This window comes from uncultured Shewanella sp. (assembly GCF_947495455.1).
Classification (GTDB): domain Bacteria; phylum Pseudomonadota; class Gammaproteobacteria; order Enterobacterales; family Shewanellaceae; genus Shewanella.
Window position 1 is genome coordinate 1 of the sequence record NZ_CANLZC010000068.1, and the last position, 23,738, is coordinate 23,738.

The 23,738-nt window shown below is 39.7% G+C and carries 17 protein-coding genes, 3 tRNA genes and 1 pseudogene; 7 read left to right on the forward strand and 14 right to left on the reverse strand.

Annotated features, from left to right (window positions below; translation table 11 throughout):
* From Q0791_RS16380 to Q0791_RS16395, 4 genes are all read right to left on the reverse strand, one after another.
* On the reverse strand, window positions 1-758 hold a 758-nt coding region (locus tag Q0791_RS16380; RefSeq protein WP_299008641.1), incomplete at its 3' end, for an elongation factor Tu.
* 194 nt (window positions 759-952) lie between these two features.
* A tRNA-Gly gene (locus Q0791_RS16385) sits at window positions 953-1,026 on the reverse strand.
* Window positions 1,027-1,064: 38 nt separating this feature from the next.
* A tRNA-Tyr gene (locus Q0791_RS16390) sits at window positions 1,065-1,149 on the reverse strand.
* A 9-nt stretch (window positions 1,150-1,158) separates the two neighbouring features.
* Window positions 1,159-1,234: transfer RNA gene (locus Q0791_RS16395), tRNA-Thr, on the reverse strand.
* Between the two features lie 233 nt (window positions 1,235-1,467).
* Between Q0791_RS16395 and coaA the strand changes: the two genes are divergently transcribed.
* The gene (gene coaA, locus Q0791_RS16400) at window positions 1,468-2,418 is read left to right on the forward strand and encodes a type I pantothenate kinase (RefSeq protein ID WP_299008643.1); all 951 of its coding nucleotides are present in this window, start codon (window positions 1,468-1,470) and stop codon (window positions 2,416-2,418) included.
* 40 nt (window positions 2,419-2,458) lie between these two features.
* Here coaA and birA read toward each other — a convergent pair whose 3' ends face one another.
* The 5 genes from birA to Q0791_RS16425 all read right to left on the reverse strand — a co-directional run bounded on the left by birA (window position 2,459) and on the right by Q0791_RS16425 (window position 8,287).
* Window positions 2,459-3,421, reverse strand: coding sequence for a bifunctional biotin--[acetyl-CoA-carboxylase] ligase/biotin operon repressor BirA (birA, locus tag Q0791_RS16405; RefSeq protein ID WP_299008645.1), 963 nt, complete (start codon window positions 3,419-3,421; stop codon window positions 2,459-2,461).
* A 12-nt stretch (window positions 3,422-3,433) separates the two neighbouring features.
* The gene (gene murB / locus Q0791_RS16410; protein WP_299008647.1) at window positions 3,434-4,450 is read right to left on the reverse strand and encodes a UDP-N-acetylmuramate dehydrogenase; all 1,017 of its coding nucleotides are present in this window, start codon (window positions 4,448-4,450) and stop codon (window positions 3,434-3,436) included.
* Between the two features lie 202 nt (window positions 4,451-4,652).
* A complete protein-coding gene (locus Q0791_RS16415) occupies window positions 4,653-5,402 on the reverse strand; it encodes a class I SAM-dependent methyltransferase (protein ID WP_299008649.1) in 750 nt (249 codons plus the stop codon).
* Window positions 5,403-5,540: 138 nt separating this feature from the next.
* Window positions 5,541-7,181 (reverse strand): acetolactate synthase large subunit, encoded by a 1,641-nt coding sequence (locus tag Q0791_RS16420; protein ID WP_299008651.1) that lies wholly within the window; start codon window positions 7,179-7,181, stop codon window positions 5,541-5,543.
* A gap of 191 nt (window positions 7,182-7,372) precedes the next feature.
* A complete protein-coding gene (locus tag Q0791_RS16425; RefSeq protein ID WP_299008653.1) occupies window positions 7,373-8,287 on the reverse strand; it encodes an SDR family NAD(P)-dependent oxidoreductase in 915 nt (304 codons plus the stop codon).
* A 155-nt stretch (window positions 8,288-8,442) separates the two neighbouring features.
* Between Q0791_RS16425 and Q0791_RS16430 the strand changes: the two genes are divergently transcribed.
* The 3 genes and pseudogenes from Q0791_RS16430 to Q0791_RS16440 all read left to right on the forward strand — a co-directional run.
* Window positions 8,443-9,324, forward strand: coding sequence for an AraC family transcriptional regulator (locus tag Q0791_RS16430; protein WP_299008655.1), 882 nt, complete (start codon window positions 8,443-8,445; stop codon window positions 9,322-9,324).
* 740 nt (window positions 9,325-10,064) lie between these two features.
* Window positions 10,065-10,580 (forward strand): hypothetical protein, encoded by a 516-nt coding sequence (locus Q0791_RS16435; protein ID WP_299008658.1) that lies wholly within the window; start codon window positions 10,065-10,067, stop codon window positions 10,578-10,580.
* Between the two features lie 90 nt (window positions 10,581-10,670).
* Window positions 10,671-11,666 (forward strand): annotated as a pseudogene (locus Q0791_RS16440) (IS3 family transposase); the annotation flags it as partial.
* Window positions 11,667-11,768: 102 nt separating this feature from the next.
* Here the strand turns inward: Q0791_RS16440 and Q0791_RS16445 are convergent.
* Both Q0791_RS16445 and Q0791_RS16450 read right to left on the reverse strand, forming a co-directional pair.
* Window positions 11,769-13,577, reverse strand: coding sequence for a histidine decarboxylase (locus tag Q0791_RS16445; protein ID WP_299008661.1), 1,809 nt, complete (start codon window positions 13,575-13,577; stop codon window positions 11,769-11,771).
* A gap of 61 nt (window positions 13,578-13,638) precedes the next feature.
* A complete protein-coding gene (locus Q0791_RS16450) occupies window positions 13,639-14,343 on the reverse strand; it encodes a DUF6875 domain-containing protein (protein ID WP_299008663.1) in 705 nt (234 codons plus the stop codon).
* A 919-nt stretch (window positions 14,344-15,262) separates the two neighbouring features.
* On the opposite strand from Q0791_RS16450, the gene Q0791_RS16455 reads away from it, so the two are divergent.
* From Q0791_RS16455 to Q0791_RS16465, 3 genes are all read left to right on the forward strand, one after another.
* Window positions 15,263-17,224: a glycoside hydrolase family 18 protein gene (locus Q0791_RS16455; RefSeq protein ID WP_299008666.1), complete on the forward strand. Its 1,962-nt coding sequence runs from the start codon at window positions 15,263-15,265 to the stop codon at window positions 17,222-17,224.
* 343 nt (window positions 17,225-17,567) lie between these two features.
* Window positions 17,568-18,383 (forward strand): alpha/beta fold hydrolase, encoded by an 816-nt coding sequence (locus Q0791_RS16460; protein ID WP_299008669.1) that lies wholly within the window; start codon window positions 17,568-17,570, stop codon window positions 18,381-18,383.
* A gap of 795 nt (window positions 18,384-19,178) precedes the next feature.
* Window positions 19,179-20,747, forward strand: coding sequence for a hypothetical protein (locus Q0791_RS16465; RefSeq protein ID WP_299008672.1), 1,569 nt, complete (start codon window positions 19,179-19,181; stop codon window positions 20,745-20,747).
* 224 nt (window positions 20,748-20,971) lie between these two features.
* Here the strand turns inward: Q0791_RS16465 and Q0791_RS16470 are convergent, their stop codons facing one another.
* The 3 genes from Q0791_RS16470 to Q0791_RS16480 are packed head-to-tail and all read right to left on the reverse strand — an operon-like array spanning window position 20,972 to window position 23,211.
* Entirely contained in the window at window positions 20,972-21,367 is a 396-nt protein-coding gene (locus tag Q0791_RS16470) for a phosphotyrosine protein phosphatase (RefSeq protein WP_299008675.1), read from the reverse strand.
* Between the two features lie 54 nt (window positions 21,368-21,421).
* Window positions 21,422-22,048: a peptide chain release factor H gene (prfH, locus tag Q0791_RS16475; protein WP_299008678.1), complete on the reverse strand. Its 627-nt coding sequence runs from the start codon at window positions 22,046-22,048 to the stop codon at window positions 21,422-21,424.
* Window positions 22,045-23,211 carry an RNA ligase RtcB family protein gene (locus tag Q0791_RS16480; RefSeq protein WP_299008681.1) on the reverse strand — a complete coding sequence of 389 codons (1,167 nt, stop codon included), beginning with the start codon at window positions 23,209-23,211 and terminating at the stop codon, window positions 22,045-22,047. The genes prfH and Q0791_RS16480 overlap by 4 nt, the downstream gene beginning before the upstream one ends.
* Window positions 23,212-23,738 lie beyond the last annotated feature (527 nt).

Sequence of the window (23,738 nt, forward strand, 5' to 3'; positions counted from 1 at the left end):
TTAGTGGTGTCTTTGATACCCACGATTTCAACTTCTTCACCAACCTTGATGATACCGCGCTCTACACGACCAGTAACCACAGTACCACGACCTGAGATTGAGAATACATCTTCGATTGGAAGAATGAATGCACCGTCAATCGCACGCTCTGGCTCTGGAATGTAAGTATCTAGGGCTTCTGCAAGCTCAAGGATTTTTGCTTCCCACTCTGGCTCACCTTCAAGGGCTTTAAGCGCTGAGCCTTGAATAACAGGTAGGTCATCACCTGGGAATTCATATTCAGAAAGTAGCTCACGGACTTCCATTTCTACTAACTCAAGTAGCTCTTCGTCATCAACCATGTCACATTTGTTCATGAATACGATGATGAAAGGTACACCAACTTGGCGAGAAAGTAGGATGTGCTCACGAGTTTGTGGCATTGGGCCATCAGTAGACGCAACAACTAGAATTGCACCGTCCATTTGAGCAGCACCAGTAATCATGTTTTTAACATAATCCGCGTGACCTGGGCAGTCTACGTGTGCATAGTGACGAGTAGGTGTGTCATATTCGATGTGAGAAGTATTAATCGTAATACCACGCTCACGCTCTTCTGGAGCGTTATCGATTTGTGCGAAATCTTTAACTTCACCACCGTAAGTCTTGGTTAATACTGCAGAGATTGCAGCAGTTAATGTAGTTTTACCATGGTCAACGTGACCAATTGTACCTACGTTTACGTGAGGTTTACTACGTTCGAATTTTTCTTTAGCCATGGTATTGCCCCAATCCAAAATACTTGGTGATGAAACTGCAAATATGATAAAAAATCCGATACATTAAATGTCATCGAATCGTTAAGTTTGAATAATTAGGGAAGAATAAAGAAGAGTTGTAGCTGACTGGCACAATACTGAGGACCTCGCCCTTAAGTTAGGGCGTGCTCGGCTGATTGAGCACAAATCAGAATTGGAGCGGATGGCGGGAATCGAACCCGCGTTATCAGCTTGGAAGGCTGGAGTAATACCATTATACGACATCCGCGCAACCTACTTTAGGTTACCTAACTACCCATTAAAAAATGGTGGAGGGAGAAGGATTCGAACCTTCGAAGGCTGAGCCGTCAGATTTACAGTCTGATCCCTTTGGCCACTCGGGAACCCCTCCGATGAAATGTGGTGCCGGCACCAAGAGTCGAACTCGGGACCTACTGATTACAAGTCAGTTGCTCTACCAACTGAGCTATGCCGGCGTGTCATTTCGGTAGCGGATATTAGGGGAGTATGAGAATAAGTGCAAGAGGTAAAGTGGAATTTAATTAAAAAAAAGTGTTAAGCGATGTTTTTTTGCACCAAAACGCCCTTTTCAGATTAAAAAGTCAGCATAAGTATCAACAAATTCCTCTTCTCACCTATTCACGCAATCTTTATTCTTGTCCCTCATAAAATCATAGTGTAGTGTGCAGCCTCTAAGGAGAACTATGCTATGACATCGGCCAACCTATTTCACCATGCGCTTTATCTTGCTTTTCAGAGAGATCAATGGGCAGAGCTACGTAATTCAGTCCCCTTAACATTGAATGAAACCGATTTAGAAAATTTACGTGGTATTAATGAAAAACTCTCTCTGAACGAAGTCACTGATATTTATTTACCGCTTAGCCGATTATTAAACTTAATTGTCGGTGCCAAACAGCAACGTGGCCGTACACTGAATCAGTTTTTGGGCCACACTCCACCTAAAAGACCTTACATTATTAGTATTGCTGGTAGCGTCGCCGTTGGGAAAAGTACCACAGCGCGGATCCTACAAGCCTTATTACAACAATGGCCAGAGCACCCACAAGTCGATCTTATCACCACAGACGGCTTTTTATATCCATTAGCAGAGCTTAAAAGGCGTGGCTTACTGCAACGTAAAGGTTTTCCTGAAAGTTATGATATGAAGCTCTTGATTGAATTTATCACCAAAGTCAAATCAGGCGAGGCAAAAGTCAAAGCGCCAATATACTCTCATATCACCTACGATAGGATCCCAAAGAAAAATCAAATTATTAATCAACCCGATATTTTGATCATCGAAGGTCTCAATGTCCTACAAACGGGACAAGATTCGCCTTTTGATACTAAGCGGCCTTTTTTATCTGACTTTGTTGATTTTTCAATTTATGTAGATGCTAACCGCTCATTGCTGAAGCAATGGTATGTCGAACGCTTTTTACAATTCCGTCAAGGCGCTTTTGCTAACCCAAAATCTTATTTTCATCATTACTCTCATTTAAATGATGAAGAATCAGTCCAGATTGCCACCAATATTTGGGACAGCATCAATGGACCCAACTTACAACTCAATATTGAGCCCACACGAGAAAGAGCCCACTTAATTCTTCAAAAAGGGGCCGATCATTTAATGGATCAAGTCTTGCTTAGAAAATAGCACTACCCCGTATTTAACCAATCACCTTGATTCATCAGGATTAGCTTGCGCTACGTAAGCTAATTTCTCCTCCAACATAAGCTTCAATCCCTTGATTTGTCTCCAATAGAATCGAGCCTTTTTCATCAATACCTTTGCAAATGCCCGCCACATTATTATCAGCCATGGATAATGTCACCGCTTGATTAAGAAATAAATCAGCTGCCTGCCAGCGCGTCATAAAGGCCGCTAACCCTTGCGCCTCAAATACACGTAAATCTTTCTGTAGCTGTTTTTGCAGCGCTATCACTAACTCAGTTTTATTCGGTTGGCTCTTCAATTCAGATAAATCACTCCAAGGCTGATCAATCGCATCACCTTGAGCGCTAGGCATAGCCATATTCATCCCAATGCCAATCACCACATGACATTCGCTATCGGTTTGCCCGCTCATTTCAACAAGCACCCCCGCCAGCTTCTTGTTATTCAAGTAAGTATCATTGGGCCATTTCAAGCCAAGTCCACTCACACCAAAGGCTTCAAGGACACTGACTAACGAACATCCAACCACTAAACTCAGGCCCATAGCTTGGGACATCCCCTGAGGAAAAGACCAAAACATTGAAGTATACAAATGACAACCATAAGGCGACAGCCAAGTGCGCCCTCTGCGCCCTCGCCCTGCGGATTGGTATTCAGACACACAAATATCGCCAGACTTGAGATCATCAATGTGTTTTAACAAGAATCCATTGGTACTGGCGAGTTCATCAAAATAAAAACAACGATGATTAATGGCCTCAGTTAAGGCATCTTCATTAACTAAAGACACTGGGTTCACCAATTTATAACCTTTTCCCTTAACGCTATAAATATCAACGCCATATTCTTCCAATGAACTAATATGGTTTGCAATAGCCGTGCGAGACACACCAATTAACTGCGCCAGGGTTTCGCCAGACACAAAACCTTCATTGGTTAATGCCTGTAATATTTGTCGTTTTTTCGTCCAATTTTCAGTCATATCCATTATCCTTTAATTAATTTCACCCATTGCACCTATGAGTCGAGGTTCGGCCTCAAGCTGGACTCCAAATAACTGCATGATACGTTCAATGATGAGTTCAGCGAGTTGACATACGTCATGACCTGTCGCCTCACCGTGATTAACCAGCACTAGCGCTTGTTTTTCATGTACACTAGCGTCGCTACAGCGCATGCCCTTCAATCCCGCTTTATCAATTAGCCAAGCAGCGGCTAATTTCATCTGCTGATGATCCATTTCAAACGCCACAATATCCGGGTAACGGGCTTGCAACCCTTCAAATGTTGATACCGATACGATAGGGTTTTTGAAAAAACTGCCCGCGTTTCCTAATACTGAAGGATCTGGTAGCTTCTCTCGCCGTAACTGACAAACATACTCAAAGATATGCTTAGGCGCTAGATTAACTTGCGCTATCGCGTGTAAAGGCCCATAAGATAAAATCGGCTGCCATTGCTTGGCGAGTTTTATACCAACCGCCGTGATCACCGCCGTTCCTTTTAGCGCTTGCTTAAAAATAGACTCACGATAAGCAAATTCACACTCAGCCGTCGATAAACGCTTTAATTTGCCCGACGCTAAATCCAAATACTCAACCCAATGACAAATATCACAAAACTCAACACCATAAGCGCCAATATTTTGAATAGGTGCGGCCCCTACCGTGCCAGGAATTAAGGCTAAATTCTCCAATCCTCCCATGCCTTCTCGAACGCAAAAGGTAACCAGTTCATGCCAATTCTCACCCGCTTCAACGTTCAAATAAAAAAAGTCGTCATCTTCTTCACAGCGAATGCCTTTGGTCATCACCTTAACAACATGACCTTGATAATCATCTACCAGCACAATATTACTGCCACCGCCTAAAATCAGTACAGGTAGATCTTGCGCGTATAATTCAAGGCAAGTTGACACTAATGTCGCTTTATCGCGCACCTCATGCAAAAAAAGACACGAGTGTTCAATACCAAAAGTGTTATAGGCTTTTAAAGAGGCTGAAGGTTTCATTATTTGTGAGATCATTGATTTATCTAAGAATCTATTTGTAATCTTATGTAACGCTTTACACTACATCATAAAGCCATATAGCTGACGAAAAAGCATTGTAGCTTAAATGAGCACTAATGAGTATGTGCAATCTTAATCCGCCTAAAACAAGCAAAATAGCGAACGTGAAAACCCATGCTCATATCATCATTAACAGCACATTTTAGATCGCCTTAATCATAAACTTACCACCACCAATATTGCCCGCTTGTAACTCATGTAATAATGTTTGATACCAAGTGAATACATACTGATACCAAGCTTCATCAAACAATTGCACTATGGCCGCTTGCTTACTTTTAAGCTTTTCAATAAAGGACACATAAGCATTAATGTATTTTTCCGTCCAATCTTCAAACCTGTCTAATTGCCAGTGAGCCTCTGGCAGCCATTGCTCTATCGTATTCATAGCAATAGGTTGACCAATTTCCTCCCCTAAACTCATAGGTAATGTCTGAGTCTTACTGAGGGTATAATCACAAATTAATAAATGCGCTCCAACAGCGCACTGCTTTCTTAATGTTTTTAATACTGCCGCTTGATTATTTAAGGCATAAAACACATTAAACAAATAAATGAGGTCAAAATGCCCCCATTCCATTGTTGAATGCAATACTGAAAGCGATAACACATCTTGTGAAAAGAAGCTTACGTCTGGGTATTGCCGTTTAGCATAATTAATCGAAGTCTCATCAATATCAATTCCAACAACCTTGCCCCAACCATGAGTATGAAACCAGTTAGCGGTTCCACCACGGCCGCAACCAATATCTAATACTTGATTAATCTTATCTTTAGGTAACCCTGCTACTGCATCCACAATAGCAGGCTCTTCACCGGGGTGAGCAAAATCCCCCTCTCTTACCATAGCTAAAATACATTTCCCTTGTGGCGAATTCATTTTAAAGGTCATGACACACCTGATTTGTATTAAACCAATACTGACAAGTGTAATCCTAATCAAGAATGCCAGTATGAAAAGTCATCATACTGCTTCCCTCCTTCAAAAAATATAATTGGGAAACATGACTATCCCCCCTCAAAACCACACTTATAATAAACTCACCTTGTGTGCTAGCTCTTCAATCAATACCGAGCGATTAGCGGCATAATCTACTGGCACCTCGACAAGATTGACTCCTCCTTGCTTAAAAGCGCTGTCCAAGGTGCTCATCAATGTCTCAGCGCTGCTCACTAGATGGCCTTTGGCACCGTAGGCTTGAGCATATTGCACAAAATCAGGATCGGTAAATTCGAGCCCCCAATCTGCAAAACCGGCGATTTGCTGCTTCCAACGTATCATGCCATAAGCATTATCCTTTAATATCATCACCACTAAATTAATCTTCAACCTCAATGCGGTTTCAATTTCTTGAGAATTCATCATGAATCCGCCGTCACCACAAATGGCTAGCACTCGTTTATCAGGATTCAATTTTGCCGCCATCATGGCAGACGACAACCCCGCTCCCATGGTAGCTAACGCATTATCTAATAACACTGTATGGGGATAATACGCTTTGTAATTACGGGCAAACCAAATTTTATAAATGCCATTATCTAAGGCAATAATGCCCTTCTCTCCCATGACCTTACGCGTATCGGCAACAACACGCTGAGGAATAATAGGAAAAGCGTCATCTTCACTTCCCTGAGCAATATGCCGCTCAACTTCATTTTTTACTCGTTTAAAATAGTCGATTGGTGCGCACTTCCATCCTGTTAATTTCTCACTTAACCGCTCAACCGTAAGGCTAATATCCCCCACAAGTTCAAGCTGAGGAAAATACACTTCATCCACTTGGGCTGATTTGTAATTTAAATGGATCACTTGCTTTCCATCATCAGCCATAAAAAAAGGAGGTTTCTCCACCACGTCATGACCAATATTTATCACGAGATCCGCTTTGGCAACCGCATAATGCAAGTAATCATTATCAGACAAAGCCGCTGTACCAATAAAGAAATCACCACGCTCATCGATCACTCCTTTACCCATCTGAGTATTAAAAAAGTACATACCTGTGTTATTGACAAAATGCGCTAAGGCTTTCCATGATGCCTTACGATTGGCTCCGGCACCCACCAAAATTAACGGCATTTTGGCAGCTTTGATCTTCTTTACCGCTTCATTTAACACAAAATCATCGGCCACAGCATATTGACGAACACTGGGTCGAATAACATGGGTATTCGTTTCTTCAGCGGCAATATCTTCGGGTAATTCCAGTAAAATAGCCCCAGGGCGCTCCTCTTCTGCTCGACGAAACGCTTCCCTCACCAATGATGGGATGGTATTCCCATTAACGATTTGCTTACTTAACTTACAGATGGGCTCATACAATTTCACAATATCAATGATTTGAAACTGGCCTTGTTTCGATGTTTTAATGGGCTTTTGACCTGTTATCATGATCAAGGGAAAAGCCCCTAAATGCGCATAAGCCGCTGGTGTCGCTAAATTCGTTGCCCCAGGCCCCAATGTCGCCATACAGACTCCCGCTTTCCCTGTTAAGCGTCCATAGGTTGCCGCCATAAAGCCGGCCCCTTGCTCATGCCGAGTCAAAATAAGTTCAATGGATGAACCTTTCAATGATTCAAGCACATCAAGATTTTCTTCACCAGGCAGCGCAAAAATATACTTCACCCCTTCATTTTCTAATGCTTTGATTAACAGATCAGACGCTTTCATTTTATCCCCTGTGACGTTATAGCTAAATCAATCTACTCGTGATACTGACACTTCATAAGCTTAGTCTTGATAACGATTAACAGCATGTCTTTAGAGAAAGCATTGAACAGGAAGCAGCAAAGCCAGTATGGCATTTACCATGCTGGCACCTCACCTTGTAGCGGATATATAATGCACTGATAAAAATATACTTATTTTATAAAACGCTGAATAGCCATTCGCGCATTATCTTGAATGGCGACATTGTCTAAATCAGCAAAATGTAAACTCTGCTCGCCCACAGGCCCAGTTAATCCGAATTGACTGCCATAAAATACGCCGCTTTTATAGGCCTCATTTTGTAGGGCATCCACAAAACGCTGAGCGCCCACTTCCAATTTATGGACTTTTCCAAGCATTAACATGAGTTTCATCATGGCTTTCATCGCATACTGCTTAAAGGGTGTCAGCGTATTAAAACCTTCAGTACCTGTTGTTGCACCAGGGCTCATGGTAATAAAACGGATATCAGGATACTGGCGCGCCATCGACGACATCCATAAAGCTGCCATGTATTTGATGGGACCATAGGGAATGGTGGCATCATTAACCTTGCCAAAAAAAGCCCCATTGCCGATCTTCTCAAACTCCTCTACGGATGAGGTTTTTAAGTTAGGACGTTTCATTCCCATTCCTTTCACCCCCCTTGCCGCCTCAGAGCCAGCATAAACGGCCACTTGATTAAGCTTATTTTGTGCTAATAATGTCTGAGTTAATACCACATGCCCCAATAAATTTACGGCAAAGATTTGCGTCACCCCCTCTTTAGTTTTCTCAAAAAAACGCTTTCCGCCCGTTCCACCAGCATTCATGACTAAACCGTCAATGGGCTCAGGCAAAGCTCGCACGGCGGCTTTCACAGAATCGATATTGGAAACATCCATGATAACAATCTCAAAAATGGCTTTACCTGTGACTTGCTCTAGCTCAGCCTTTGCCTGCAGAGCTTTACTAGAGTTTCGGCAAGCCAAATAAATCTTACTCACTCCTTCTTGCAAGGCTAATTGCTTAGCCGACTCTTTTCCCAAGCCCGCATTTGCCCCCGTAATTAATATACTTTTCAACATATTGCACCTCATCCTTATTCAAGTTCATAGAACAAGAATAGAATAAGTCACATCGCTATTTTTGATATTTCTTGCTATCTTGACGCTGCCAGTCAATCAAGGCGTTATGGATTTGGGTTTGGAAGGAAAAAAAGGGCAAAAAAGGACATGTCTATATGGAACGATTTTTCAAAAGTATTGATTTTATAGAGAACAACTTAAATAACCGCATCTCAATCCACGATGTCGCTGCGGCATCTCATTATTCGACCTATCATTTTAGTCGAGTCTTTAAAAGTTTAGTGGGGGACACGCCAAAAGAGTATCTGCGTAAGCGCCGCTTGACCTTAGCGGCGCAAAGACTGCTTAACGAGAATATTGGCATTCTATCTTTAGCATTAGATTGTCAGTTTGACTCACAAGAAGCATTTACTCGCGCCTTTAAAGCCACCTTTAAAACCACACCAGCACAATACCGTAATCAAAAGTACCGTAAACAAAAACACCCTACACAAAATACTGCTTCACACTTATTATACAAAGAGGTCTTTACGCCAAGTATGCTCAATTTTTTACAAAATGAGCTCTCGATGGAACCTCAGATAATGACACGTCCTCCATTGAAGGTCGTAGGCATTGAAGCGCAATACGATAATGCCTCGCTGGATTTGATTCAATTATGGTCAGCATTTAGGCCTTTTAGGGATAAAATAAAACATCGCGCAAGCGAACAAGCTTTTGGAATTTATGAGTCTTATCAAGAAAAAGGCGAAGACGTAAGTTTTAGCTATATCTGCTCAGCGGCCGTCCATCATTTTGATGACGTACCACAAGGCATGATCACACGAGAGCTCCCCGAGCAATTGTACGCTCAATTTACTCACAAGGGCTCTATTGCTCACTTGAATAAAACCCTGAAATATATTTGGGGCAGCTGGCTACCTAAATCTCATTACGAATACATAGAGCAACCCGACTTTGAGCTCTATCCTTCAGGTTATAATCCACACGCTGCCAATAGCGAAATGACCATACATATTCCCATTAAATCTCAGTAAATAGCGAAATGATTTTGCACATTAAGATCAAAGCGCAGTAGGCTCAACTTAAAGTCCCATTACGAATACATAGAACAACTCAGTTTTAAGCTCTATCCCTTCGGCTATAATCCACACGCTGCCAATAGCAAAATGACCATACATACTCCCATTAAATCTCAGTAAATAGCGAAATGATTTTGCACATTAAGATCAAAGCGCAGTAGGCCCAACTTAAAGTCCCATTACGCATGCATAGAGCAACTCAGTTTTAAGCTCTATCCCTTCGGTTATAATCCACACGCTGCCAATAGCGAAATGACCATACATATTCCAATCAGAGCGCAGTAGGCTCAAGTCAAAGCCCCATTACGAAGACATAACCTGAACTCGGGATAATGAGTGTCAAAAATGTGAGGTAACCCATTTAATATCAAAAAATTGAATGAAATTGGGTCATTCTTTATTTTCGAACTTGGCTTAATACTGCAATTTTTGTCGATATCAAGGCGTGATTTCGTATCTAATAGCAGGCTATTAGTAGAAAGCACAACACAGATAGCGGCAGAAATAGTGCTATTAAGCGGCGCTGCTTATCCCGAATACAGGTAATATAAACACCCTCTAACTTCACTCCGTCATTTTATCACCTCTTGTATTTTTTCCTTAAATTACAAGGGGTTGTAAGTGAGCAATTTCTCTTCTGAAAATGAAATAAAAAACTATAATTATAGTTCAAGTCTAATTAATGGAGTTTAAATATGATTAAAGTATTTAGAATGTTTTTTATATTCATTATGTTTGTATTTGTTTCAACAGCTAGTTATGCGGAACAACAAAGTTGGTTAGCGGTATTAAGTGCAAGTGATGGGGTAATTACGAAGTCTTCTAAAAATGAATATTGCCTCATTGTCCATAATATGGAGAATGATACAGTTCTTTTTACTAGCAGACCAGACAGAGAAACCAAGCTTATATCAAGTCGTGAGTTTATTGCCAACTTCGACAAAATTTTTTCAGGTTCAATGCCTAACGCAGCCTTGGTTCATAACAAAGATGAAGAAGCCTTAAAAGGTAAAAATGGTAATAAACCTGTAATTGTCACATTAAATCAAGTTAAATCGGTTGATGAAAATACGACTAAGTTTATCATAACTACTGAAGCAGAAAATCCTAAATTAACTTTGGGAAAGATTTATGGAGTAAAACTTTTTATTGATAATATTAGTAGTATCCCTCTATGTCCTGGGGGAATGTATAATAATAATTGTCTGTAGTGATGTAATGGACGCCTCAGCACCAACGTTTGGCATTTATGCCAAACGTTGGTGCTGACACTAAGCTTTTTTGAGGTATTCATTATGAGCATTAAAATTCGTCAGTTAAAGAAGTAATTATCGCGTCTTCAGGAGCATAATGAAATACTAAAAATGCCCAAGGGGCACACCGAGGCTACTGCTCTGTTGATGTCAGACTCACTGAACAATTCTTAATAATTGAGAAACTCAAGCAGAGCTACAGCATAAAAACATTATGTGAAGTGTTCAGTATTCACCGTAGCAGTTATAAATATTGGCGAAGAAGAACAACAAGGATTGACGCTAATAAAGTTAAGCTTTGTAGTCTCGTGAGAGAAGTTCATACTGCAAGTAATGGCTCAGCTGGTGCAAGAACAGTTGCTGATATGGTGAGCCAACAGGGTGTCCCTCTCAGTCGATATCGTGCGACTAAGTTAATGAAAGCGTTAGGCTTAGTGAGTTGTCAGCAATCTAAACACAAATATAAAAAAACGACTCAAGAACATATTGAACCCCCCAATTATTTAGGGCAACAGTTTGCCGTTACAGCCCCAAATAAGGTATGGATTGGCGATGTAACTTATGTGTGGGCAGGTAATCGTTGGATGTATTTGGCGGTTGTAATGGATTTATTTGCTCGTAAAGTGATTGGTTGGGCGATGTCATTATCACCTGATAGTCGATTAACAGGTAAAGCACTTTTCAATAGCGTATGAAGCACGTGGAAAACCCAAGGGTGTGATGTTTCATAGCGATCAAGGCAGTCATTATACTAGCCGAAAGTACCGTCAATTATTGTGGCGATATCAAATAAAACAAAGCTTATCTCGGCGTGGAAACTGCTGGGATAATAGCCCAATGGAGCGTTTCTTTAGGAGTTTAAAAACAGAATGAATACCGACAACAGGATATTGTCATTTTGCAGAGGCTCAACAAAAGATTATTCGATACATCATTGGATACTACTGTCAACTTCGCCCTCATCAATATAACGGTGGGCTGACACCCAATGAATCAGAGCGGTTGTTCTGGTTAAACTCTAAAAACGTGGCCAATATTAGTTGACCACTACAATCAACCCGATTTTGAGCTCTATCCCTTTGGCTATAATCCACACGCTGCCAATAGCGAAATGACCATACACATTCCCATAAAAGCCCAGTAAGTTCAACTCAGATCGAAGACCAGATCACCAATAAACTCATCAAGTAGCGACTTATCTGCATGGGGCATGACCACAACATGAGACAAGCCTTGAGTGACAGGTAACATCCACTTTTTACATATCACCTCACTGGGTGCGGGCATATACACAATATTAGAGGCGTTATTGAGTTTAGCATCGACTCCCTTTTGTTCTAACTGTGTTTGTAAATAAAGCGCTAAATCCACACAACGCATACCCTGCTCTTTAAGACCACTTTCTTGCAAAGTGTCAATTCGATAAGCCGCTAGCAAGGCAGCTAACCCTGAACGAGAGCAAGTCAGAGTATTATTATCACTAGCAATGTACTCTATATAATCTTGTTTGATAACAGCATTATTATCTTGCTTCTTTGTCAGTACTAATCCTGCTGGCGTAATATTGCCTAAAAACTTATGTAGGCTTAGTGACAAAGTATCTACATTTTCACCTATAACCAACTTCTGAGCATCGTATACTTGGGGTAAAAAAGGTAAAAAACTGCCATGCAATGCGGCATCGGCATGAATAAAGTGGGTCTTGTCTGCTAATAGGGCTTTTATCTGTGCAATGTTATCTATAGCGCCTTTCATCGTACTGCCAATGTTCGCTAAAATAATGACAGGGCCCTCTATATTGACAAGGCTTTCTTTTAACGCTCCATAATCCATTTCCCCATTATTCAAACAAGGCAGTAGCTCATATTTTTTATGATATTTTTCAACAATACTGACCGCACTGTAATGGCTTTCTCTAGACAATAACACTGGTGCATCAGGAAAAAGGTTAAACCCTTTAAGTAAGCCATATTCCATGGCTTCAGTGCCACCACTAGTCACATAACCATAGGTATTATCTTTCGTTAAACCATACTGCTCGGCAAAAAAGTGGATCACCTTACGCTCAAAGCCTTTGGTACTTAATCGATGGGATGAGGCACAAAAAGGATCGCCACTATTATTCATCAGCACTTCAAGGGCATCTGTTAAGGATGAAAAGTCAAAAGCCATATTCCCCGGCTTACCTAACATTTGCCGCTTGCGGTTTTTAATGCCTGCCAATAAGTTTAAATACTCGTTTTCAATACTTGCGTGAGGTTTTTCACGCATAGGTGCACTAAAATCTTGCACAAAAATGCCATAAACAGGATCCGTTTGCCACTTTAATGCCGCAGGCATTTTTTCATTAATATTGTCAAAAATCCTATGCCCTTCATACCTAAAATCGCCATAGCGCTTCTCTATTAATTGATGGTGCCCATCCGCATTAATTTGCTGAGCAATATGGTGAGTCACTGGCGATGTCATCACTCCAATAAAACGCTCATACCCCATTACCATTGCTTGTCTGCGAGATAAATCGATTAAATTAGCCGCAATCCCCTTGCCAGCATAAGCTAAATCCACGCCAATCATGACTTGATCCAATGTTTTCTTATCATCAAGGGACTGTATTTCCCCTATAGCTTCATCAATCAAGGTCATCATAGGGAGCAATGATTCACATACATGAATACTCGATAAATCATCTTGTAAATCATGGGCAATAAACGCTCCCACAACACTATCATTATCTTGTACATCAATGGCTACAATACTCAACTTTTGCTCATAGATACACAAGCAAAGGTGATGGACAAAATCAATCATCTCAGCTTTGTTTATACCCATTGCAATGGCGCCAGGCTCAAAGCTAATAAATGCAGTGGTTAAAATATCAGCTACCTCATTGATATGAGTAAACTGCATAGGCATATAATGAATATCATCAATCACTTTTGGAAAAAGAGTCATAAATAACCTACTTGATTAAGCAACAAAGAATAGAAAAACAGACCCGCAATAATGCAAAGGCCTAGCTGGTATAAATGGCATCCACATGACGTAGTACATTTTCATTTTTAGCCATACCAACGGACTCGAGTACTTGCATCAGTTGCTCACGGTTAAAAATGTTGTGTTTTTCAAGATAAATTTTGGTGTGCTCACTATCATCGCTCACAAACACTAAATCTTGTGGCATGATGTGGCGTATGCCTATCATAGGCAGCTTGGAATTAAAGGGGTAAAAAGCATCATTGTGCAACCCTGTAATCGGGCACTGTGAATAAAATTGCCCTATCATAGTGTCATGAGACATAAACACTGACTTTAAAGTTCGTTGCACTCGCTCAACAATCCCCGCCCCCAGTTTCTCACCTTCTCCTTTATGCACCATGACAATGACTATGGTATTCAGATGACTCTCAGGCAGAGATCTAAAATATTCTCCGTAGCGAAGCAAAGCAGCTTCAACATCAGAGTCTTGCGTTTTAGCGTCGTATAAGATGTAAGAAGTCAATGCCTTACGTTTATTCAGTGCCGCAGGAACAAAAGGACAAACTGGCCCCTTTCTCCCCAAATCTATATGAGGTCTGGCCAAATACTGCTTTAGCCACTCTTCCACTTGAATAAGATGGTCGGTGATTTTTTCAAAATAAGGGCTATCACTTTCATTGAGAACAGCAGATACCTGCTTATTGGTTAAACGGCTTTTCGCATCAATAGTAAAAAACTGCATAAACGACCTACTATTTATCACATGTTCATTCGGCCATGTTTCTCATTTCGAGAAAAACCACCAAATGTTACAAAAATGCCAAAAAGCAAAGTCAAGTTAATCATTCTGATTAGAAAAAACTAAACAATGCACTAATAAATAATGAGTTACAAAAATCACAACATAAATCATTTACGTTACAATTGTATCAACACTATGACCTAAATTTAATCAAGATGTCAAACAAATCGACGTTTAACGTTTCAGTGAGCCAAGATTCAAGAGGTATTCGAAATATAGGCCTCCATTCCCTTAATGACTTCATGCATTCACATATATACACCATTGTTAAAATGGCCTCGGCTGAACTTAAATATCACTCATCATGTTCACCTCATCACTGAATCAAGCCACCTTAAACTTAAGCCTTAAAGAAAGAACCTAGAGAGATTATTGCGTCTTAATCCATTTTATTTAAATCACAGATAGTCATCGCCTCTTAATAAAGACAGGTTACATGTAAATTTTTGGCTTCAAGCGATAAAACATTTCAGGATAAACCTAATTAATTAAGTTACTTTTTTAAATTAATAAAACATGAATTTAATTGTTTTTATATTAGGACGTTATCTTTTTATTCCTTATCGACAGTCTTAATAAGAATATTTATTTAATCGATAACACAATGATTATTAATTATTTTTCATTCAGACTCCATTCAGTGAAAAAACGATAATTTTATACGGGTATTCCATTAACGTGCCAGATTAAATAATGAAAAACAAAATCAATTAAGCTCATTTCATTGTTCATTAAACAGCCTATTTAAATTAACGATTAAAATCTTTTTGAATAGTTTAACGGCACAGCCCATTAATAATAATGGTTAAGTGAATATCAAAAAAATACCGATAAATGAAGCCAACAATAAAAAGTGATTATGATGAAAAAAACATTTCGATTAAATGCGATTCTCGCCTCAGCCGCTTTGTTAATACCCAGTCATACTTTTGCAGCTCAAGAATCAACTGCTCAAGTTAATGACCATATTGCGATCACAAAAACATCTGATACCGTTTGGGCCGGAATGATAGGTATTGGATTCACGGTAACCAATCCTACAGATGAAACCTTACCGCTGACATCAATCTCAATCCACATGCCAACGAGTTTGCAATCCAGTGTATCCAGTATTCGTTCATTAGATAATATTTCAGCTGAAATACCCAGCTATGACGAGAGCAACCAAGAATATACTTTTGTGATGTCCGATTCCGATCAAACCATAGCACCCGGCGAATCAATTCAAAGTGTATTCTATGTGATGACAAGCGATACTAGCTCCTCAATTTCGGGAGACTCTGTCGATATTTATGCCAATGAAGGCCAGCTTAACCTAAGCCTGTCATCCGATGAAGGCAATGTCCCTGAACTGACTGCCACAATCACCAGTTTACAAGGCGATATAAGCTTAAGCCAAGGGATCACCGATACCCTGTCACTTCCAGGGGCACAATCAGAAGGCGCGGCTTATCAGATTAGTTTAAATGCCGTCGCTACGCAAAATGATGATGGAACCATTACTGAAACGATCCCCAGCCCCGCCACGCAAAACATTGCTGTCGTATCAGATAAGGTCACTTCCGCTACATTTGAGTACACTGAAAAAACCTACACTCAGGAAGACATGTACCCTGTTAACATGAAAATCACCTCACTATCCTCCAATAGTGTGTCAGGATCAGTCACTGCTGTCAGTGATAATAACCTGACTTTCACAAATAGCAGTGATTTTACATCCGATTACACCAGTGTCATTTATCTCCCTAAAGATGGGCAGGCTTACACTATTACACCGAAGATTTCGGGCTATAACTTAACGGGTTCTTGCACTGCCACGTCTAGCGAAACCAATTGTAGTTATGATGCAGAAGCACAACACTTGATGATAGGTTATTGGGCCAACTGGGGGCCATGGACAATAGCAGAAACCGCTGATCAAGATTTCAGTATGCTAATTATTGCCTTTGGCACACTAGACAGCGATGGCGCTTCATTAGACGCCTTTGGACCTAACTTTAGCAAAGAAAACCTGATCCAAGATGTCAAAACAGCCAAAGAAGCCCACCCCGATCTTTCTGTCTTAATTTCATTTGGCGGAGCAAATAATACGTATTTTGTTGATGACAGCCTAACCGATGATGAAATCTATACTCTGGCAGGTAAGCTCAATGACTTCCTTGAGGAATATGGTCTTGACGGAGTAGATTTTGATATCGAAGGTAAATACAGTTATCAAGTTATGCATACCTTGATCCAAGATCTGCAAACGTACCGCAGTGATGCTGGAAAATCGCCTTATATTATTACTGCCGCACCACAGTTTAATACTGACGCAAACGGTAATGCTATGATGGTATCCACAGGGTATGAAACCCAGCCTTACTACGAAAGTAGTGACGACACATCAGGGCTGGCGGATTTCACTTATGTGATGGTTCAAGAATACAACACACCTTTATCACCTGCTTTCTCCTATAATGGGCAAAGTTTATATGAGAATGATTTTGAAATGATAAGCGGTTCATTTAATATGCTGAAATTGCAACTGCCTAGCGACTCTGAGACTAAGCTCGTCATTGGCGAACCTGCGTCTTACCATAGTGCCAGTGCAGCCTCTATTTTTTATGATTACTCCGTTTCGGACAATACTTATACTCAAAGAGATCTAGACACTGTAGTCAGTGGCGTGAAATCACAAGTTAGCCTGATCAAAGATGATCCAAAATTTGGTGGTATCATGGAGTGGGATACTTATGACGATCAAATTTACAACGACACAGAATATGGATTTAGCCAAGGCATCATTCCTTGCGTCGTCAATGGTGAATGTGATGAATAAACCTGTATTATTCATCTAAACTAACAAAGCAACACTGAGGTTTCAGTGTTGCTTATCCCATACCTATTTCATCTTGCTTTTTTGCCAACGCACATGGCTCACATTGATAAAGCAAACCCGTATATTTCAACCTTTCCATGCCCGATTTATCGATCATACGGCCATTATTTAACAAGCACAAATGCCCCTAATATCGTCATTTGAAAATAGGGAAAACGTGACTGACTCACACTAAGCTCATTAACAAACAACAAATAAATTACGCATATTAAGCTGTTATAAAATATTTGTAATGTTAATCTTACTCCAATAAGAATGATCGTTTAATAAAGGGCGCAAACCAATGAACAAATTTACCTTTGACAATCACCAAATGGCTTATCAAGATATCGGTCAAGGGCCTGTCATTTTATTGGGTCACAGCTTTTTATGGGATAGTCACATGTGGGCGCCACAAATCGCAGCTCTCAGCCAAGATTATCGTTGTATCGTACCCGATTTTTGGGGCCATGGTCAGTCAGATGCGGCACCCAGTTACACCCATAGCCTCAAAGATTATGCTCAGCAGGTTCTGGCATTAATGGATCATCTTGATATTGAAGAATTTGCCATCGTAGGCCTCTCAGTCGGTGGCATGTGGGGAGCGGAACTCACCACTCTCGCACCCAGTCGTGTACAAGCCTTAGTGTTAATGGATACCTTTGTCGGACTCGAGCCTGAAATTACTCATCAAAAATACATGCAAATGCTCGATACTATAGCGCAACTTAAAGCTGTGCCTCAGCCGATTATTGACGCCGTCAGCCCCTTATTTTTCGCTAATAATGCTCACCAAGACTCACCTGAGTTAGTTGAGACTTTCAGACAATACCTCTCTAATCTTACGGGCGAACGCGCAGTAGAAATCGCGCGTATGGGTAAAATTATCTTTGACCGCCGAGATCAAATGGACGAGCTGGCTAATTTCGCTCTACCAGTACTCATCGCCGTCGGCCAAGAAGACAACCCTCGCCCGGTACTTGAATCTTACTTAATGCAAGATAGCATCACTCATGCTCAGCTCATTCAAATTCCCAATGCGGGGCATATTTCCAATCTGGAACAAGCTGAATTTGTCACTGAGATGCTGCGCACCTTTTTGAATAAGGTGTATTCCTAGGTGATTGCTATCATAGATTCAGCATATTAACAGTCAAGAGTAGAGAGAATTTCTAGCTTTCAAAATGAAATCTAGAAATATATTTGATGTTACCCATTGATTTAATTATTTTTATAGAGTGTATAAAATCGGTTAGCATTCTTGACATCTATCACTTGCAGTGTGCTTTTGTGCAAATACCTCTGTAGCACGCTGTAAACCCATCCATGGGCGCTCTACGCCTTCTTCCTTGAAGCCGAAGGCATACAGATGCATTTACACCGTAATTTAAAAGCAAACACAAAAAACCAGAGTGCCTCTTCGATTTTGATATTAATTATAAGACGCTGTGAACTATCTGATCTGCATGAGCGCTCTACTATTTCAAATGACAATCCTTATCTAAATGTCTGTTCAACGTCAGAGTCTTTCGTTAGAAGCGTTTTACAAAATAAAATCTCCCCCCCCCTGAAATCGAAGCCCTCACATTCACTTACACCCTAGATCTAAGCACTCAGTGGTAAAGATAAAAACAGTGTGTTTTTTCGATTTAATTTTTATTCTTAACTAAAAAAAATTGGGTTATGAAATAGTAATATTGTGAACACGGTTATGAGAATTCTTTTTCATATAAGTAACTTCTAACTTAATAAGCTATTCAAGACTCAACCACCCCAACAAAACAAATAATTTCAAAACATACTATTGAACTGTAGATACATTTGAGTATCATCTAACATTCATGGATACACAAAATAATAGAATATGACTGGCGATAATATCCCTTTACCAGCAATATTCAAACAGGAGCTGAAAATGGGTATTGGTACAGAAGTCAAAAAAAATGAAACGACTGAAACTAATTCAGACCTTCAAGAACTTGATGAAATACATTCAAAGTTTAATCAATCAACCCAAAAAATCGATGTTCTACTGAGTAATCAAAAAAAGAGACTAGATATATATTCAATGATATCAAAGGGAACTCCTTTAATAAATGATGAATATATACTTTTATCTAAAAAGGAATTTTTAGATTTAAATAACCGTTCATCTCATACAGAATCAATTATGAAATTTAATAAATACCGATTCGAGATTGCTATAGAGATTTTATATCACCAATTTGATGACTCCATTTTAGATTGGGAAGATGATGATTGGTTTTGTATATTATTTAAAGAAGAAAAACACATTGTCAATTTAGAAAGTAAACTTCCCCCCCCACATCACGTAAACTATTGTTACATCCTAACAAAAAATAATATCTCTCAACGTTTAATAAAATCAAGAAAAGAACATGAAACATTAACATTCCCAATAAATACAAGTGCATATGGATTTGTTTTCGATAAAATATCAATAGCAAACAACATTATAATAAATAATATATCACCTGATATATTTATTGACATCAATGAATTATTTAACATTATAAACAATGATTTAACTGAATCAATAAATATAGCAACTAACTCCATCCAAGAAGTTAAGAACAAAACAAACCAAGTTTTAGATAATAAAACAAACCAATTAAAAGAAATTGGAGAACATAAAGAACAACAGCTAAATGATATAAAAAGATTATCTAAAAATAAACAACAAGAGTTAGATTACCTTCAAACACTAAAAGATGATGAAAACGAAATTAACAAGAGGTTACTGGATATAAGGATAGAATATAGAAAACTAATAGAAAAAAACTCAAAATTAAAGCAAGAAAAAACAACAATTACCAAGCTTATTGAAAACGAACAAATAAGTCACAACAATCTTCAAGAAAAAATAAACTGTGTCAACTTGGAAATTAAACAAAAACAATTAGATTTAGATAATATAAAGGAAAAAATATCTAAAGAAATTTCTGAAGCTGATAAATTTACTTTGGATCTGAATGGCCACATGAAAGAAAGTAGAGTTCAACGCTATTATTACTTTGCTTTTTCAATTCTTATTGCAATTTTTCTAACTTTCATTTCATCTAAAATCTATGAAAGAGCAAATGACTTACTTGGGCACTTTTTAACCGAAAAAAATGTCAATATGTGGCAAGTATTATTAAGTCGACTTCCATTAATTACAATTTCAACACTCATGATCTGCTCTTTATCCGCACTTTTATATTTCAGCGTTAATCACATTCTTTCTCTAAACAAAGATAGAATGAACATGCTTAAAGCTTCAATTCTTGCTGAGCAAATTTCTATTTCATTAAAACATGATTTTGATCTATCTAGAGAAGATCGTTTAGAACAAAGTAAGAAACTGAAAGTCGAGATCATAATGAAGTTGTTTGAAAATCAAAAAACTCCTATGAAATTAAATCTAAAAAATATGTCAGTACTCACTCAGGCCATTGATACAGCCCTTAAGCTCAAGAAGTAAACGAAAACATTACCTAATCTAATAAAATCAATTTAGGACTAAAAGCAAATAATTTAAATTCACATATAAAACCTAATAAAACAAAATACACAGCCAGCCATCATTAAAATGGCTCGGTATTAGAAACCTTCAAATCGAGCGTACACGCCTGAAAGGAGATATCAGTTGTTTTTGCCACTGTTCTGATCTAATCCCATCGGACACTTAATTTTGAGACAGCATCGTTAATAAATTAAGAGGTCTAGTCTAACAGCCCCTTCAAAAAAAGGGGAGCTGTCAGAGCAAGCCTGAGCTAGTACACCTAAATAGCCACCAACCGCTTGTTTCATGATTTCAATGAGCTTTTCATCCATATACTGGTACTCATCAGGAATGTCGAGTACATGAATATCCTTGTGCTCTAAAAGTCGTGTAAACTGAGCCTTTAAGCGACTTTTATGTTTTTGCTCCATCACAAAAATGATGTCAGCCCACTGAATATCTTTGACTGATACAGTCCTACGTGCTTTCGGGCTCGTACCCGCTGATCTTACCGATACTTCAGGATGGTTTCTCCAGACTTGTTCGCCCGTTGGGCTGCGCCATTGATTTCGGCTACATATAAAAAGTAAGTTTGTCATCTTCAATCCTTGCTAATGTTGGCCTAGTGACTTTTTCTCGACTTTGTTCAAGGTTCAAGTCACAGGGACAAATTTTTCTCCATTAAATGTCTTGACCGGATTGCCTCGTTCCAGCTCCCAGTGTTGTTGCCAACGCGCTTGCTCTTGAGAAGTCATTTGCTCTCGTTTCAGCATTGCCAACTTCTGAAAGAGCAAAACCTTAGCTAAGCGTTTGTTAGCATGCTGGCTACGTTCACTCTCAACACGTACCGAAAGCCCTGTTGATGTATGCGTTGCGCGAACTGCCGAATCTGTGGTATTCACATGCTGACCACCAGCACCGGATGCCCTGCATGTTTGGAAGGTCACACCGCTATCTAGCCTTGTCTCATCGATCTCATACATTTGCCCACTAAAAAACCAGTTCTTACGCTTATGTTTGGGTCGAAAAGGGCTTAGACAACCCCATAACATGACGCCCTGCCAAGAGAAAGCCAATTGCTTGGCTTTCTCCTCAAACCTTGAATCAAACTTTAGCAATACCGATTTAAAACAATCCTTTTTATCTGCTCTAACTGTATCAACAACATCAAGCTTTATATTTTTAGCTCGGCATTCCTTTTCAATCTCTTTAAGTGCTAAACCAATGGCCTTACAACATTCGATAGGACCTTGTCCTGCTGATAATTGCAGTAATATCATGACGAACAATCTCCATTGGTTTTAAACGTTAGCACAGGTCGCAATTTAGCAACGATCTCGATTAACCCTGCATCAAGCATATCGCTAATCACAGTTGCGCACTTTTTATAAGCTTGCGGCGCTTCGTCATACAAAAGCTCCTTATTGCCGCAAACCACACGGCTACCAAGTGCCGTACGATATAAATCCTCGCGCTTATATTTATGCCCCAATCGGCCATGACATTCACCGCGCTTCCATTTTCTACCAGCACCATGTGCTAGTGAATAAAGACTAATGGCCATACTTGCATCCGCAGCTATAATTGGCTTGACTAAATAACTGTAATCACCACGTGAGCCAGGGATGATCACACAACCTTTATCACTCGGTGTCGCCCCTTTTCTATGTAACCAACCTTGCTGACCCTCTATTGCTTTCGGTGAAACTAGGTTGTGATTCACATCAAGGGCGCACTCACCTTTAGCCCGAATAGCCTCAAGAAATCGCTTAGCAATAAACTCTCGATTGAGCTCTGCCCAACGCACTGCTTCATCATGTTGTTCCATGTAATCAATAAAGTCTGCGCTTTCATCCGCTAAACCATCATGATTATATTTAGTTACATGGTTAACGAGAATCGACTGACCTAAACCTCTCGAACCAGAGTGAACCAGCAACTGTAGATGCTTTTTGTTGAGCCCGAGTTCATCCAAAGCCACCTGATCATAAACTTCATCAATCGCCTGAAACTCTGCAAAATGATTACCGCCGCCGATAGTCCCTATAGCATGATCATATGCATTATTTGTAATGCCTTTTTCCAATTTTCTCGCTGCAACATTCTTCGCCCAACTGGCATCAAGCGATTGTTCCACGTGTTCAAATTTTTTAGCCAATTTGTCCAAGTTAACCTTGGACAAATTGGCTGAAGTCTGCCAAAGCGACATACCGCAGCCAATATCATTACCTACTAGAGCAGGATAAATTTTATTCGTGGTAAAAAACGCAGCACCTATTGGGTAACCTCTTCCAGGGTGCAAGTCAGGCATGCCAGCCACGCGCTGCATTCCACTTAATTTTGATGTTTTAATTAGCTGCTGTACTGCTAGCCCTTCTACCCAAGTATCGGCAGACGCAATAAGGCTAACGTTTTCAGTAAGGTGTTGGACTGATTTGCCCATAATACCAATTCCTTTCTCATTATTAGAAAATTAGGATTTAAAACGTAATACGTATTGGCAGGTCTGGCTTTCTATCGAAATGAACCGGGCGAAACGACTTTCAAGTGCTTAGAAAATATCTGGCTAAGCGACGAGTTTCTTATCGAATAAGACCTGCAAAGGATGTTAATGTATTTGTCATAATTTTTTCCTCCACAGTGAGTTGATGATTGCACCTTGCACAATGGCACAGTGAATAATTGAACGGGCGCATCATAATCATTTTCCAGCCGTAAAGCAAACATAAATTATGATTATGTTTCAATGGCTTTACTCTATCTTTATAAGGTACCTTTACATCATAAAACCAACAGAATAAACGCCGTCACTTGAACAGATTATTTAAAAGGAGAGTTTGCAGCTCCTGAGGCATTGGATAATCACCCAGCTCATAAGCAATTTTGTCCATTGCCGAATCGGACAACCTCTGGGTTTTATCCGCGAAGGAATCGATTTTGTGTTTCAGCAAATACCACAATACCTCAGCT